The sequence below is a fragment of the Halomonas sp. ABH4_019 genome, from assembly GCF_056159885.1.
Map to the genome: position 1 here is coordinate 396,908 of NZ_JBSWWC010000004.1, position 14,731 is coordinate 411,638.

Annotated in this window: 11 protein-coding genes; 5 read left to right on the forward strand and 6 right to left on the reverse strand. The window is 72.0% G+C overall.

What is annotated here, in order from left to right:
• Window positions 1–1,326: a guanine deaminase gene (gene guaD / locus ACXAFN_RS17675; RefSeq protein WP_474990898.1), complete on the forward strand. Its 1,326-nt coding sequence runs from the start codon at window positions 1–3 to the stop codon at window positions 1,324–1,326.
• 106 nt (window positions 1,327–1,432) lie between these two features.
• On the opposite strand, the gene ACXAFN_RS17680 is transcribed toward guaD, so the two are convergent.
• From ACXAFN_RS17680 to ACXAFN_RS17705, 6 genes are all read right to left on the reverse strand, one after another.
• Entirely contained in the window at window positions 1,433–2,428 is a 996-nt protein-coding gene (locus tag ACXAFN_RS17680; protein ID WP_474990900.1) for an adenosine deaminase, read from the reverse strand.
• A 13-nt stretch (window positions 2,429–2,441) separates the two neighbouring features.
• Window positions 2,442–4,190, reverse strand: a complete 1,749-nt coding sequence (gene cydC, locus ACXAFN_RS17685; RefSeq protein ID WP_474990902.1) for a thiol reductant ABC exporter subunit CydC — start codon at window positions 4,188–4,190, stop codon at window positions 2,442–2,444.
• Window positions 4,183–5,847 (reverse strand): thiol reductant ABC exporter subunit CydD, encoded by a 1,665-nt coding sequence (gene cydD / locus ACXAFN_RS17690; RefSeq protein ID WP_474990904.1) that lies wholly within the window; start codon window positions 5,845–5,847, stop codon window positions 4,183–4,185. The genes cydC and cydD overlap by 8 nt, the downstream gene beginning before the upstream one ends.
• Window positions 5,848–5,850: 3 nt before the next feature.
• Window positions 5,851–6,852, reverse strand: coding sequence for a cytochrome d ubiquinol oxidase subunit II (gene cydB / locus ACXAFN_RS17695; RefSeq protein ID WP_474990906.1), 1,002 nt, complete (start codon window positions 6,850–6,852; stop codon window positions 5,851–5,853).
• Between the two features lie 3 nt (window positions 6,853–6,855).
• Window positions 6,856–8,265, reverse strand: a complete 1,410-nt coding sequence (locus ACXAFN_RS17700; protein ID WP_474990908.1) for a cytochrome ubiquinol oxidase subunit I — start codon at window positions 8,263–8,265, stop codon at window positions 6,856–6,858.
• Between the two features lie 204 nt (window positions 8,266–8,469).
• Window positions 8,470–9,453 (reverse strand): calcium/sodium antiporter, encoded by a 984-nt coding sequence (locus ACXAFN_RS17705; protein ID WP_474990910.1) that lies wholly within the window; start codon window positions 9,451–9,453, stop codon window positions 8,470–8,472.
• 108 nt (window positions 9,454–9,561) lie between these two features.
• Here ACXAFN_RS17705 and ACXAFN_RS17710 point away from each other — a divergent pair, with 108 nt between their 5' ends.
• From ACXAFN_RS17710 to ACXAFN_RS17725, 4 genes are all read left to right on the forward strand, one after another.
• Complete coding sequence (locus ACXAFN_RS17710; RefSeq protein WP_474990912.1) at window positions 9,562–10,908, forward strand: PqiA/YebS family transporter subunit; 1,347 nt, start codon at window positions 9,562–9,564, stop codon at window positions 10,906–10,908.
• Window positions 10,905–12,587, forward strand: a complete 1,683-nt coding sequence (gene pqiB, locus ACXAFN_RS17715; protein ID WP_474990914.1) for an intermembrane transport protein PqiB — start codon at window positions 10,905–10,907, stop codon at window positions 12,585–12,587. The genes ACXAFN_RS17710 and pqiB overlap by 4 nt, the downstream gene beginning before the upstream one ends.
• Window positions 12,584–13,171, forward strand: a complete 588-nt coding sequence (locus tag ACXAFN_RS17720; protein ID WP_474990916.1) for a PqiC family protein — start codon at window positions 12,584–12,586, stop codon at window positions 13,169–13,171. Before pqiB ends, ACXAFN_RS17720 begins: the two co-directional genes overlap by 4 nt.
• A 182-nt stretch (window positions 13,172–13,353) precedes the next feature.
• A complete protein-coding gene (locus ACXAFN_RS17725) occupies window positions 13,354–14,715 on the forward strand; it encodes a DEAD/DEAH box helicase (RefSeq protein WP_474990918.1) in 1,362 nt (453 codons plus the stop codon).
• Window positions 14,716–14,731: the final 16 nt, after the last annotated feature.

Below are 14,731 nucleotides of genomic sequence, written 5' to 3' on the forward strand. Positions count from 1 at the left end.
ATGAACGACCCCCGTACCCCCATGCGCGTACTGCGCGGCCCGCTGCTGAGCTTCGACGCCGACCCGGGCGAGGACGATGCCCCGGCGCCGGGCAGCGTGCGCCACCTGGAAGACGGCGCCGTGTGGCTGGTCGACGGCCATATCCGCGCCGTCGCCGACTTCGCCGAGCTGGCCCCCCACCTGCCCTCCGACATCGAGGTGGTGGACTACTCGGACAAGCTGATGATGCCGGGCTTCATCGACAGCCACGTCCACTATGCCCAGCTCGACATCATGGCCTCCTACGGCCGTCAGCTGCTCGACTGGCTGAACGACTACACCTTCCCCGAGGAGTGCCGCTTCGCCCAGCGCACCCACGCCGAGTCCGTGGCCGAGGCCTTCCTCGACGAGACCCTGCGCGCCGGCACCACCACCGCCCAGGTGTTCTGCACCTCGCACCCCGGCTCGGTGGACGCCTTCTTCACCGCCGCCAAGGCCCGCGGCCTGCGCATGCTGGCCGGCAAGGTGCTGATGGACCGCCATGCCCCGGAGGCCCTGGTCGACGACAGCCTGGGCGGGCTCGCCGACAGCGAACGGCTGATCGGCGACTGGCACGGCAAGGGCCGGCTGGGCTACAGCCTGACGCCGCGCTTCGCCCCCACCTCGAGCCGCGAGCAGCTCGAGGCCACCGGCGCGGTGCTGCGCAACGCCCCGGACCTGCACCTGCAGACCCACCTCTCGGAGAACGAGGGCGAGATCGCCTGGGTCGCCGAGCTGTTTCCGGAATGCCAGGACTACCTGGGGGTCTACGAGCGCTTCGGCCTGGTGGGCCCGCGCAGCACCTTCGCCCACGGCATCCACCTGGACCAGGGCATGCGCCGCCGGCTGGCCGACGCCGGCGCCAGCATCGCCTTCTGCCCCACCTCCAACCTGTTCCTCGGCAGCGGGCTGTTCGACCGCCAGGCCTGCCGCGAGATGGGCCTCGCCACCAGCATCGCCAGCGACGTGGGCGCCGGCACCGACCTCTCGGGGCTGGCCACCCTCAAGGCCGCCTACCAGGTCGGCCAGCTGCTCGGCCAGCCGCTCACCGCCTGGCAGGGCTTCTATCGCCTGACCCTAGGCAATGCCCGGGCCCTGCACCTGGACGACCGCATCGGTCGCCTGAGGGAAGGCGGCGAGGCCGACATCGTGGTCCTCGATCCCGCGGCCACGCCGCTGCTGGCGCGGCGCACCGCCCGCTGCCAGTCGCTCGCCGAGACGCTGTTCGCGCTGATGATGCTGGGCGACGACCGCACGGTCTACGCCACCTGGGCCGACGGCCGACGGGTGCACCAGCGCGCGGCCTGACCGCCACGCTGTTTCGTCATTGGGTGTGGTACCCACTTGGGCGGCTCGAAGGAGCCGCCCCTTTTTCGTGGGGGCCCGGTAGCGAGGCACCGGGCCGGCGACGGGGTCAGCGGCAGGCGGCGAGCCGCTCGCGCAGCTCGGCGCGGCGCGCCTCGCTCATGAAGGCGGCCTCGATGGCGTTGCTCGCCAGGCCCAGGAACACCTCCCGGGACCAGCCGAAGGCGCGGCGGCAGGCCAGGAAGTTGTCCAGCATGCCGCCGCCGAAGTAGGCGGGATCGTCGGAGTTGAGGGTCAGGTTGAGGCCGGCCTCGAGCATCGCCGGCAGCGGGTGGTCCTCGAGCCGCTCGACCACCCTGAGGCGCAGGTTGGACAACGGGCAGACGGTCAGCACCATGGCCTCGTCGCGAAGCCGGGCGACCAGCGCCGGGTCCTCCAGGCAGCGCACCCCATGGTCGATGCGGTCGACACCGAGGACGTCCAGCGCCTCGTGGATATAGGCCGGCGGGCCCTCCTCGCCGGCATGGGCGACCCGCGCCAGGCCCAGCTCGCCGGCGCGGCGAAAGGCCTCGGCGAACTTGCCCGGCGGATGGCCGACCTCGGCGCTGTCGAGCCCGACCGCATCCAGGGTCTCCCAGTACGGGGCGGCCCGCTCGAGCAGGTCCAGCGCCTCCTCGGCGGGCTGGTCGCGCAGGAAGGCCAGGATCATCGCCGTGGACAGGTCGAGCTCCCGCTCGGCGCGCCGGCGGGCCCGGCCCAGCCCCTCCATGACCGTGGCCAGCTCGATGCCACGCGCCAGGTGCGCCTGGGGATCGACGTGCAGTTCCACGTGGACCACGCCCTCGGCGCTGGCACGCCGGAAGTAGTCCATCGCCAGGTCCTCGAAGTCCTGGGCGGTGCGCAGCACGCTCATGCCCTGGAAGTACAGGTCCAGGAAGGACTGCAGGTCGCTGAAGTCGTAGGCGGCGCGCACCTCCTCCACCGAGGCATAGGGCAGGCTCACGCCGTTGCGCTCGGCGAGCGCCATCATCAGCTCGGGTTCCAGGGTGCCCTCGATATGCAGGTGCAGTTCGGCCTTGGGCAGGGCCTTGAGGAAATCCCGCATGGCTCACCTCGTGTCAGTGCTTTGCCCCATCCTGAAAGATTCGCGGCGGCGGCGCAAAGCCCGATGTCCCGCTGTCGGCCAACGCTTGCCAACGGCCGATCCCCGGCAGCGGCGTCGGGGACGTGCGCTCGTGGGTCAGATACAGCAGGCTGCGCCCCTCGAGCCAGGCATCGAGCCGCTCGGCGATGCGCGCCGCGAGGGCCGAATCGAGGCCGGCGAAGGGCTCGTCGAGGATCACCAGCCCCGGGTCGCGCAGCAGCAGCCGGGCCAGCGCGAGGCGTCGCGCCTGGCCGCCGGAGAGGCGACGACCGCCCTCGCCGACCCGGGTGTCGAGCCCTCGCGGCAGGGCCTCGGCCCAGTCGGCCAGCTCCACGCTGGCCAGCACCGCCCACAGCCGCGCGTCCTCGACCTCGGGGGCGGCGAGGCGCAGGTTGGCGGCCAGGCTGTCGTCGAACAGTTCGGTGTGCTGGGTCAGGCAGGCCACCCGGTCGGCCAGGGCCTGGGGGGCGATATCCGCCAGCGGCAGGCCGGCCAGGCCCACGACGCCCGCGTCCGGCACCAGTTGGCCGGTGACGAGCGCCGCCAGGCTCGACTTGCCACTGCCCGACACCCCGTACACGGCGACCCACTCCCCGGGCGCCAGGGCCAGGGTAAAGCCGTCGAACACCGAGGTCAGGGCCCCGGGATAGCACAGTGAGACCTCCTCGAGGGATAGCCCCAGGGCCCCGTCGGGCAGGTCCGCCGTGGCGCCGGGCGGGGCATCGCGGCGGGCGTCGGCCAACGCATTGAGCCGCTCGGCGGCGGCCAGGGTCGCCCCGAACGGGGTGAAGGCCGGGGGCAGCGCGGCCAGCGCTTCGCCCATCGCCATCACCGCCAGCGGCATCATCACCATCAGCGGCCCGGACAGCGCCCCGGCCTGCCAGGCCAGGATCGCCAGCCACAGCGCCGCCAGCCAGCCCAGGCCCGTCGCCAGGCCGGCCAGCGCCGAGCCCAGGGCGGCGATCCGGCCCAGCCGTCGCTGATCGGCCTGGAGCCGCTCCTCGATGGCGGCCAGGCGTCGCCGCTGGACGGACAGGGCGCCATAGCGCTCGAGCTCGGCGAGCCCCTGGAGCTGCTCGATCAGCCGCCCGCGCAGGCGTTCCAGCTCCGCCACCCGGCGACGGCTGGCGGCGAGGCCCAGGCGCGCCTGGCCGACGGTCAGCCAGCCCCAGGCCAGGCCGAGCAGCGTCCCCACCGCCAGGCCCGCCGCCGGCAACCACAGCGCCAGGAAGCCGGCCAGGGCGAGGATCGCCAGCAGCGCCACCACCGCCGGCGCCAGCAGGCGCAGGAAGAGGCTGTCGAGGGTGTCGATGTCGGCGGTGAGACGGTTCAGCCAGTCGCTGGCCCGGCGCCGGGACAGCGTCCGGGCATCGAGCCCGGCCAGCACCGCGAACATGCGCCCGCGCAGGTCGGCCAGCAGTCGCAGCACGGTGTCGTGGTTGTAGAGGCGCTCGACGTAACGGGCCAGGGTGCGCGTCACCGCGAAGCCGCGGATGCCGCCGCCCGGCACATAGACGTCGAGGGTCAGCGCGGCCCCCGCCGCCAGGGCGATGCCGGCAAGGCCAGTCGCGGTGATGAACCAGCCCGACAGTGCCAGCAGCCCGATCGCCGCGGCCAGCGCCAGGGCCATCAGGGCGGCGCCGGCCGCCAGGCGACGCCGATGCCGCCCGAGCAGGCGCAGCCAGGGCGCCAGGGTCGCGATCGTGCCGTGTCGCTCAGCCATCGGCCCGCTCCTCGAGGCGCCCGTCGCGCAGCGCCAGTCGCCGGTCGGCGCAGGCCAATGGCGCTTCTCGATGGCTGACGATCACCAGGCTGCGCCCCTCGGCGGCCAGCGCCATCAGCGCCTCGAGCACATGGGCCTCGCTGGCGGCATCCAGGCTCTCGGTCGGTTCGTCGAGCAGCACCAGTCGGGCGTCGGACAGGAAGACCCGCGCCAGCGCCAGGCGTCGTGCCTGCCCCCCCGAGAGTCCCGCCCCGCGCTCGCCGATGGGCGTCTCGAGGCCCCGCGGCAAGGCGGCCACCAGGTCACCCAGCCCCGCGGCATCGAGCGCCCGACGCAGCGCCGTCTCGTCGGCCTCGGGGGCCGCCAGGCGCAGGTTGTCGGCCAGGCTGCCCTGGACCAGCAGCGGGCGCTGGTCCATCCAGGCCATGGCCAGCCCCGGGGCCAGGCGCCGTTCCCCGGCATCGGGATCGACGAAGCCCGCCAGCAGCTGCAGCAGGGTCGACTTGCCGGCCCCCGAGGGCCCGCCGAGCGCCAGGATCTCGCCCGGGACCAGGGACAGGTCCAGCGGCCCCAGCACCGGGCCGCGTTCGGGATGGGACACCGTGACCGCCGCCAGTTCGGCCAGCGCACGCGGGGCACGTGGCGCGGCGGGGACGAGTCCGCTGCGACGCGGCGTCTCGTCGAGCAGCGCCACCATGCCCTCGGCGGCACCCAGGGCCGCGGCCCGGTCATGGTAGTGCTGGGCCAGGCTGCGCAGCGGCTGGAAGAACTCCGGGGCCAGCAGCAGCGCCAGCAGCCCCGTGAACAGCGTCAGCTGCTCGGCGGGGCCGTAGCGGATGAAGCCGAGCAGCCCGAAGCCCACGTAGATGGCCACCACGGCGATCGACACGGCGGCGAAGAACTCCAGTACCGCCGAGGAGAGGAACGCGAGACGCAGCGGACGCAGGGTACGCCGCCGGTAATCGTCGGCGACGTCGTGCACCTCCTCGGTGGCGGCCGCGGTGCGGCCGAACAGCTGCAGGGTGGCGATGCCGCGGACCCGGTCGATGAAGTGCCGCGACAGCCGCGCCACGGCCTCGAACTGCTGCTCGTTGAGCCGTTCGGCGCCCATGCCCACCAGGACCATGAACAGCGGGATCAGGGGCGCGGCCAGCAGCAGGAACAGCGCCGCCAGCCAATCGAGCCAGGCCACCGCCGCCAGGATCGCCAGCGGCAGCAGCACCGCGAGATAGCGCTGGGGCAGGTAGCGGGCCATGTAACCGTCGAGGGCCTCGACCTGGTCCACCGCGCGGTGGGCCAGGCTGGCGCTGTGATGACCGGCGAGCGCGACCGGGCCGAGCCGCGCCAGGTGGTCGAGCAGCTCGCCGCGGGCCCGACGGCGCAGCCGCAGGCTGGCGGCGAGCCCCGCCGCCTCCTGCCCCCACTGGGCCAGGGCACGCAGCGCCATCGTCGCGGCCAGGACGGCGAAGACGGGCCACAGGGTGGCGAGCGCCCGGCCGTCCACCAGCAGCGCCGCGATCAGCCAGGCCAGCAGCGCGAGCTGCACGAGGGTCGCGGCGCCGGCGACGAGCCCGCAGCCCACCGCCAGGCCCAGCCGCCCCCTTTCGGCGCGGGCCAGGCCGGCGAGCCAGGCCCGCGAACGGGAGGTCCGGGTCATGGCTCAGTGATACCCCTCGCCCTCGCGGACCTTGCCGCGGAAGACCCAGTAGGTCCAGGCGGTGTAGGCCAGCACGATGGGGATCACGAACAGCATCCCCAGCAGCAGGAAGAGCTGCGATTCCGGCGCCGAGGCGGCGTCCCACAGGGTGTAGTCCGGGGGCACGATCACCGGCCATTTGCTGACCACCAGGCCCAGATAGGTGAACACGAACAGTCCCAGGGTGGCGATGAAGGGTTGGCCCTCGCGGCGTTCCTGCACCGAGCGCCACAGCCAGTAGGCGCAGGCCAGGGCCAGCACCGGGAACACCCAGATCAGGTGCAGGTGGCCGAACCAGCGCTCGCGCACCGCCTGGTCGACGAAGGGGGTCCACAGGCTGATCGCAGCGAACACCGCCAGCACCGCCACCAGCAGCCGAGGCGCCAGCCGGTAGACCCACTCCTGGGTATGGCCCTCGGACTTCATGATCAGCCAGGTGGCGCCGAGCAGCGCATAGCCGGCCATCAGCCCGATCCCGGTGAGCACGCTGAACGGCGTCAGCCAGTCCAGGGCGCCGCCCACGTAGACGAAGTCCTCCACGGCGAAGCCCTGGATGTAGGCGCCGACCACCGCCCCCTGGGCGAAGGCGGCCACCGCCGAGCCCCAGCTGAAGGCGCGGTTCCACCAGCGGCGATGGCGATGCGACTTGAAGCGGAACTCGAAGGCGATGCCCCGGAAGATCAGCCCGGCCAGCATCAGGAAGACGCCGATATAGAGCGCCGGCAGGAACACCGAGTAGACCAGCGGGAAGGCCGCCAGCAGGCCGGCCCCGCCGAGCACCAGCCAGGTCTCGTTGCCGTCCCAGATCGGCGCCACCGAGTTCATCATCACGTCGCGGCTGCCCTCGTCCGGGGCGAAGGGAAACAGGAGCCCCACGCCCAGGTCGAAGCCGTCCATCAGCACGTACATGATGATCCCGAAACCGATGATGCCGGCCCAGATCAGCGTCAGATCGAAGATTCCCATGGCTCAGCTCCTTCCCGGCTGGTTGGCGGCGTCCTCGAAGGGCACGTGGGCGGCGGACAGCGGGCGCTTGGGCCGCTCGACCTCGTCGTCGTGGGGCGGCTCGGGCAACATGCCCTGGCGTACCACCCGGGTCAGGTAGAGGGTCCCGGCGTAGAAGACCACGGCATAGACCAGGCCGTAGCCCACCAGGCTGAACAGCGCCATGCCGCCGGTCAGCGACGGCGTCACCGCCTCGGCCTGGGTCATGATGCCGTAGACCAGCCAGGGCGCCCGGCCGACCTCGGTGACGAACCAGCCGGCGAGCACCGCCAGGAAGGGCGCGACCGTCATGAGACGCATGAACTGCAGGAAGCCGCGATGGTCGTAGAGCCGGCCCCTGGCCCGCAGCCAGAGCCCGATCAGCGCCGCGGCGATCATCGCCATGCCCATGGCTACCATGACCCGGAACGACCAGAACACCAGCCACACCGGCGGCTGCTCCTCCGGCGGCGCCTCGCTGACGCCCGGCACCTCGCCGTCCAGGCGATGGGTGAGGATCAGGCTGGCGAGCCCCGGGATGCCGAGCTCCAGGCGGTTCTGCTGGGCGGCCTGGTCGGGCCAGGCGAACAGCAGCAGCGGCGTGCGGGCCTGGGTCTCCCAGTTGCCCTCCATGGCGGCGACCTTGGTCGGCTGGTGCTCCAGGGTGTTGAGGCCGTGGAAGTCGCCCACCACTGCCTGGGCCGGGGCCAGCACCAGCAGCAGCCACAGGCACATGGAGAAGGCCTTGCGATTGGCCGCCGGATCCCGCCCGAACAGCAGGAACCAGGCGCTGACCCCGGCCACCACGAAGCCGCCGGTGAGGAAGGACGCCAGCACCATGTGGGCGAAGCGATACGGGAAGGAGGCATTGAAGATCGCCGCGCTCCAGTCGGTGACGCGGAAGCGCCCGTCGATCAGCTCGGTGCCCGCCGGCGTCTGCATCCAGCTATTGGCGGCGAGGATCCAGAAGGCCGAGATGAAGGTGCCGAGCGCCACCATGATCGAGGCGAACAGGTGCACGCCCTGGGGCACCTTGCCGCGGCCGAACAGCAGCACGCCGAGGAAGGCGGCCTCGAGGAAGAAGGCGGTGACCACCTCGTAGCTGAGCATGGGGCCGAGGAAGTTCGACGCCGCCAGGGCGAAGTTGCTCCAGTTGGTACCGAACTGGAAGGACATCACGATGCCCGAGACCACCCCCATGCCGAACACCACGGCGAAGACCCGGGTCCAGAAGATCGCCAGGCGCTCCCAGGCCCGGTTGCCGGTACGGTAGAAGAGGCCGTTGAGCACGGCCAGATAGGACGCCAAACCGATCGTGAAGACCGGGAAGATGGCGTGAAAGGACACCACGAAGGCGAACTGCAGCCGCGACAGCAGCAGAGGATCCAGTTCCATGAGGCATACCTCGTTCCTGCGGATCGATGACCGGGATGCGCCAGGCACTCGAGGTGCTCTTGTGCGTGGGGCGCGTGGCGCCCTGCCGCATTCCTCCCCCTTGCCTGCACCAGCCTAGCCGACGCGGGGCGGGTAGAGGCAACCGGGGCCATCATAGCGCGCCCCGGCCGATCCGCCGTCTGTGTCGCGTTGTCGCAGCGGGCCTCAGAGCGGGGCGGCGCTCACCACCAGGTGGACCATGAAACCCAGGTAGGCCACGTACATCGCCAGCAGGGCGCCGCCCTCCAGGCGGTTGATGCGCCCGGCCCGACCGCGCCAGCCCATGGCGAACACCACCATCATCACCGTCATCGCGGTCATCAGGCTCCAGTCGCGCAACAGCACCTCGCGGCCGGCCTCGATGGGCGCGATGACCGCGGCGAGCCCCACCACGCCGAGGGTGTTGAACAGGTTCGACCCCACCACATTGCCCAGCACCAGGTCGTGCTCGCGGCGGCGCAGGGCGCTGATCGAGGAGGCCAGCTCCGGCAGCGAGGTGCCCACCGCCACCACGGTCAGGCCGATCACCAGGTCGCTGACCCCGAGACTCTGGGCGATCGACACCGCGCCCCACACCAGCAGCCTGGAGCTTGCCACCAGCAGCACCAGGCCCACCGCCGTCCAGGCCAGGGCGACCTTCAGCGACATGGGATGCGAGGCCAGGTCGGTCTCGGTATCCGACGACAGCGGGTCGCTGCCGTCGCGCAGCCCCTGCACGACGCTGAAGCCCATGAAGGCCGCCAGTACCACCAGCAGCAGCACACCCTCGAGGCGCTCGATCATGCCGCCGAGCATCAGCACCGCCGACAGCAGGGTCGCCCCGCCCAGCACCGGCAGCTCGCGGCGGATCACGCTGGAATGCACCGCCAGCGGGGAGATCAGCGCCACCAGGCCGAGGATCATGCCGATATTGGCGATGTTCGAGCCATAGGCGTTGCCGAGCGCCAGCCCGGGATTGCCCTGGCTGGCGGCGATGGCCGAGACCACCAGCTCCGGCGCCGAGGTGCCGAAGCCGATCACCAGCATGCCGATCAACAGGGGGGACAGGCCGAGCCGCGCGGACGTCGCCGCCGCGCCGTCGACGAAGCGCTCGGCGCTCCAAACCAGCAGGATCAGGCCTGCCACCACCGCCAGGGCGGGAAGCATCATGGTGTCTCCATCGCAAATATGAGGCACGCATGGTTGACTATGGTGCCCCCCGCGTCAACGTGACACACTTCAGACAATGCCGTTGATCGTCAGGAGGACGCCATCGCCGTGCCAAGGCCGGCCTTTCGCCATCTCGCCCTGCCCACCCAGGCCCCCTACGTCGACCGCGCCCCGCCGGAGGCCAGGGTCAATCGGCGCCGCCTGCGCGCCTGCCACGAGTGCGACTGGCTGATGGCCCTGCCCCCCCTGCGCTCCGGCGAGCAGGCGGTATGCCCCCGCTGCGGCCATGCCGAGGTGCGTCGCCACCGCTATCCGGCCCAGCGCAGCCTGGCCCTGGCTCTCGCGGCCCTGGCCACCCTGGCGATGGCGGTGGCCTTCCCCTTTCTCGGCTTCAGCGTCAGCGGGGTCGGCAATCGCATCGAGCTGACCCAGACCGCCACCGACCTGATCGGCCATCACGAGCCGGTGGTGGCCATCGCCGTGCTGCTGACCATCCTGGTGTTGCCGGCCCTCTACCTGCTCGGCGTGGCCTGGCTGCAGGTCGGCCTGCTGCGCGGCGCGCCGCCAACGGGGAGTCGCGCCCTGGCCCGGGCCCTGGCGCACCTGGAGCCGTGGATGATGGCCGACGTCTTCCTGATCGGCACCCTGGTCAGCCTGATCAAGATCGCCGGCCTGGCCCAGGTCGAGCTCGGCCCCTCCTTCTGGGCCTTCGGCGCCTTCACCGTGCTGCTGCTCGCCACCACCCAATCGGTGGACCGCGACTGGCTGTGGTTCGCGCTGGCCGGCGAGCCGCCCGCCCCCGAGGGCTCCCAGACCGGCCGCACCGCCGCCCCCCAGGGGCTCACCGGCTGCCATACCTGCGGCCTGGTCAACCGGCTCGATGACAAGGGACATGGCAACTGCCAACGCTGCGGCGAGCCGCTCCACGCCCGTCGCCCGCGTAGCCTGCAGCGCACCTGGGCGCTGCTCGCCGGCGCCGCGGTGCTCTACGTGCCCGCCAACGTCTACCCGATCATGACCACCATCAGCCTCGGGCGCGCGAGCCCCAACACCATCATCGGCGGCATCGTCGAACTGATCGAGATGGGCTCCTGGCCGGTGGCCCTGGTGATCCTGGTGGCCAGCGTCATCGTGCCGCTCGGCAAGCTGATGGCCCTGGCCTGGCTGTGCCTGGTGGTGCCGCGCGCCCAGTCGCTCAAGGCGCCGGTGCGCACCCGACTGTACCGGCTGACCGAATTCATCGGCCGCTGGTCGATGGTCGATATCTTCGTGGTCGCCATCCTGGTGGCGCTGATCCGCGCCGGCAACCTGATGGCGGTCGAACCCGGCCCCGCGGCCCTGGCCTTCGGCAGCGTGGTGGTACTCACCATGCTCGCCGCCATGACCTTCGATCCCCGCTTGATCTGGGACGGCCGGGGCCCTGACTCCACCGCGGACGAGGACGCCCCCGCATGAACGATACCCCCCGCGACGCCGCGCCAGAGGACGAGCACCGCGCCCGGGCCACCCGCCAGGCGCCGCTCTCGCCGATCTGGATCGTGCCCATCGTGGCACTGCTGATCGGTGCCTGGCTGGTGTATGACAGCTACCTCAGCCGAGGCCCGGTGATCACCCTGACCATGCAGAGCGCCGACGGCATCGAGGCCGGCAGCACCCTGATCAAGACCCGCAACGTCGAAGTCGGCCAGGTGGAATCGGTCAGCCTCTCCGAGGAGCTCAGCCAGGTCGAGATCACGGCCCGCATGAAGCCGGAGGCCGCGCCGATGCTGGTCGAGGACAGCACCTTCTGGGTGGTCAAGCCGCGCATCGGCCGCGAGGGCATCAGCGGGCTCAACACCGTGCTGTCCGGTGCCTACCTGCAGCTGGAGCCCGGCCAGAGCGAAGTCGAGGCCCGCGAGTTCGCGGTCAGCGAGCAGCCGCCGGTGGCGCCCCCCGGCGCCGAGGGCCTGCGCATCAACCTGCTCAGCGAGGTCGGCAACGCCCTCAGCGTCGGCGACCCGGTCACCTTCCAGGGCTTCACGGTGGGCCGCGTCGAGGAGGCCGACTTCGACGTCGAGACCCGCCGCATGCGCCATCGCATCTTCATCGAGAGCCCCTACCACCGGCTGGTCACCGACAACACCCGCTTCTGGACCGCCAGCGGGATCGACCTGCGGCTCGACTCCGAGGGCGTGCGCGTGCAGCTCGAGTCGCTGGAGGCGATGTTCAGCGGCGGCGTCACCTTCGGCGTGCCCGAGGACCTGCCCCGGGGCCTGGCCGCCGAGCCCGACACCACCTTCACCCTCTATGCCGACGAGGACAGCGCCCGCCAGGGCACCTTCGACCGCTACCTGGAGTATGTGCTGCTGATCGAGGACACGGTGCGCGGCCTGACCCGCGGTGCGCCGGTCGAGTTCCGCGGCGTCAGGGTCGGCACCGTGGCCAGCGTGCCCTGGAACTTCACCGCCCCCCAGCCCGACCGCGACGCGCGACTGGCGATTCCGGTGCTGATCCGCATCGAACCCCAGCGGCTCGGCATCGACAGCCAGACCCTGGACCTCGACGCCTGGCGGGCCCGCTTCGACCGGCTGTTCCGACGCGGCATGCGTGCCTCGCTGAAGAGCGGCAACCTGCTGACCGGGGCGCTGTTCGTCGATCTCGGCCTGGACCCGCAGCGCGCCGGCGACTACCGGGCCGAGACCTTCGCCGAACGCCCCGTCTTCCCGACCACCTCGGGGGGGCTGGCCCAGATCCAGGCCCAGGTCACGGCGCTGCTCGACAAGCTCAACGGGCTGAAGATCGAGCCGATCCTCGACGGCCTCGAACGCAACCTGGCCACCTCCGAGGCGACCCTGGAACAGGTCCGCCAGCTCACCGCCGGCGTCCAGACGCTGCTCGAGGATCCCGATACCCGCGCCCTGCCGGGCGAGCTCAACGCCACCCTGACGACGCTGCGCGACACCCTCGGTGGCGTCTCGCCGGGCGCCCCGGCCTACCGCGACCTGACCGAGACCCTCGACCAGCTCGAACGGCTGCTGCGCGACCTCCAGCCGACGGCCCGTCGCCTCGGCGATACCCCCGGCGCGCTGCTGTTCGACAGCCTGGACGCCCAGGACCCCGTGCCCCGCGCTCCGACGCAAAGGACTTCGCCATGATCGCCCCACGCGCCCTGCTCCCCCTGCTGGCCCTGCTCTGGCTCACCGGCTGTGCCCTGGGCGGCACGCCGGCGACCCGCTATGCCCTGCCCGAGCCCACCGCCACCAACGTTGCCGGCGCCGAGGCCGGCCGGGTGCTGATCCTGCGACCCCTGCGCCTGGCCCCCTTCCTGGACGCCGAGGGCATCATCGTCCAGCTCGATGACGTCACCCTGCGCGAGGCCAGCGGCCATCGCTGGGCCGAGCCGCTGGGCCGCCAGCTGGAGCGCGGCCTGCGCGACCGGCTGGCCGCCGCCCTGCCCGACACCCGGGTACTGCTCGAGGCCGAGGCCGCCACGGAACCCGACCCCCTGCAGCTGCGGGTCAGCGTGGAGCGCTTCCAGGGCCGCCCCGACGGCCATGCGGAGGCCGCCGGCCGCTGGCAGCTGCTCGCCGCCGACCGCTCGCTGATCGACACCGCCGCCTTCCGGGTGGCCACACCGTTGGCCAGCGATGGCTACCCGGCGCTGGTCCGCGCCCTGGGCCACAGCTGGGACGGCGTCGCCGAGGCCATCGCCGCGGCGGTGCGGGACGCCGCGCGCTGATCGTCCCGCCTGCCGCCGATCACGCCACGGCCGGGCGAAGCGGCTGCGCCGCGCCCGTCGTTATGGCATAATGCGCGCCACTCGCGGCCGCCCCGCCGCCGCGACTCACCCCATTCCCACGTGCCGCCTGGCGCCGACCGCACCCCGCGGCGGGCCGGGCGGGACGTCGCCGCGGAGACCGCATGACCTTTTCCGACCTCGGCCTGTGCCCCGAACTACTGCGCGCCATCGACGCCCAGGGCTATACCACCCCGACGCCCATCCAGCGCCAGGCCATCCCCGCCGTCCTCCAGGGCGGCGATCTGCTGGGCAGCGCCCAGACCGGCACCGGCAAGACCGCCGGTTTCACCCTGCCCATGCTGCAGCGCCTCAAGGACGGCCGCCGTCCGGCCAAGCGCGGCGTGCGCGCCCTGGTGCTGACGCCGACCCGCGAGCTGGCCGCCCAGGTCGGCGAGAGCGTGCGCGACTACGGCCGCCACCTGCCGCTGACCTCCCACGTGATCTTCGGCGGGGTCGGCCAGCAGCCCCAGGTGGACGCCATCCGCCCCGGCCTCGACATCCTGGTGGCCACTCCGGGCCGCCTGCTCGACCTGCATCAGCAGGGCCACGTGGACCTCTCCGGCGTGGAGATCCTGGTGCTGGACGAGGCCGACCGCATGCTCGACATGGGCTTCATCCACGACATCCGCAAGGTCCTCCGGCTGCTGCCCGAGGTGCGCCAGAACCTGCTGTTCTCGGCGACCTTCTCCAAGGAGATCCAGGCGCTCGCCAACAAGCTGCTCGACGCCCCGACGCTGATCGAGGTGGCGCGACGCAACACCCCCGCCGAGACCGTGGACCAGGCCATCTACCGAGTCGATCGCGAGCGCAAGCGCGAGCTGCTCGCCCACCTGATCAGCAGCCGCCAATGGTTCCAGGTGCTGGTGTTCACCCGCACCAAGCACGGCGCCAACCGCCTCGCCGAGCACCTCGACAAGCGCGACATCTCGGCCATGGCGATCCACGGCAACAAGAGCCAGTCGGCCCGCACCCGGGCCCTGTCCGCCTTCAAGTCGGGCGACCTGCAGGTCCTGGTGGCCACCGACATCGCCGCCCGCGGGCTGGACATCGACGAGCTGCCCCATGTGGTCAACTTCGAGCTGCCCAACGTGGCCGAGGACTACGTGCACCGCATCGGCCGTACCGGCCGCGCCGGCAACGACGGCCAGGCGGTGTCCCTGGTATGCGTCGACGAGCACGGCCTGCTCGGCAACATCGAGAAACTCATGAAGCGCGAGCTGGTCAAGCACGTGGAGCCCGGCTTCGAGCCCGATCCCAACGCCAAGCCCGAGCCCATCGAGAACGGCCGCGGTCGCGGCGGACGCGGCGGCAACGGCCGGGGGAATGCTCGCCAGGCGAGCGGCGGCGGTCGCAGCGGCAATGGCGGTACCCGTAACCGCCAGGCCAGCGGCAACGACGGCAATGCCGCCGACCGCGACGGCCAGTCCCCCGGACGGCGTCGCCGCCGTCGCGGCGGCCGGGGACGCCGCCGCGCTGGCGAATAGCATCCGATAATGCGAA

Excerpts from the sequence above, each read along its gene's own strand:
- ACXAFN_RS17680 (WP_474990900.1), bottom strand. The coding sequence starts at position 2,428 with ATGCGGGATTTCCTCAAGGCCCTGCCCAAGGCCGAACTGCACCTGCAT.
- cydB (WP_474990906.1), bottom strand. The coding sequence starts at position 6,852 with ATGGGAATCTTCGATCTGACGCTGATCTGGGCCGGCATCATCGGTTTC.
- ACXAFN_RS17720 (WP_474990916.1), top strand. The coding sequence starts at position 12,584 with ATGATCGCCCCACGCGCCCTGCTCCCCCTGCTGGCCCTGCTCTGGCTC.
- cydC (WP_474990902.1), bottom strand. The coding sequence starts at position 4,190 with ATGGCTGAGCGACACGGCACGATCGCGACCCTGGCGCCCTGGCTGCGC.
- guaD (WP_474990898.1), top strand. The coding sequence starts at position 1 with ATGAACGACCCCCGTACCCCCATGCGCGTACTGCGCGGCCCGCTGCTG.
- ACXAFN_RS17705 (WP_474990910.1), bottom strand. The coding sequence starts at position 9,453 with ATGATGCTTCCCGCCCTGGCGGTGGTGGCAGGCCTGATCCTGCTGGTT.
- cydD (WP_474990904.1), bottom strand. The coding sequence starts at position 5,847 with ATGACCCGGACCTCCCGTTCGCGGGCCTGGCTCGCCGGCCTGGCCCGC.
- ACXAFN_RS17725 (WP_474990918.1), top strand. The coding sequence starts at position 13,354 with ATGACCTTTTCCGACCTCGGCCTGTGCCCCGAACTACTGCGCGCCATC.
- pqiB (WP_474990914.1), top strand. The coding sequence starts at position 10,905 with ATGAACGATACCCCCCGCGACGCCGCGCCAGAGGACGAGCACCGCGCC.
- ACXAFN_RS17700 (WP_474990908.1), bottom strand. The coding sequence starts at position 8,265 with ATGGAACTGGATCCTCTGCTGCTGTCGCGGCTGCAGTTCGCCTTCGTG.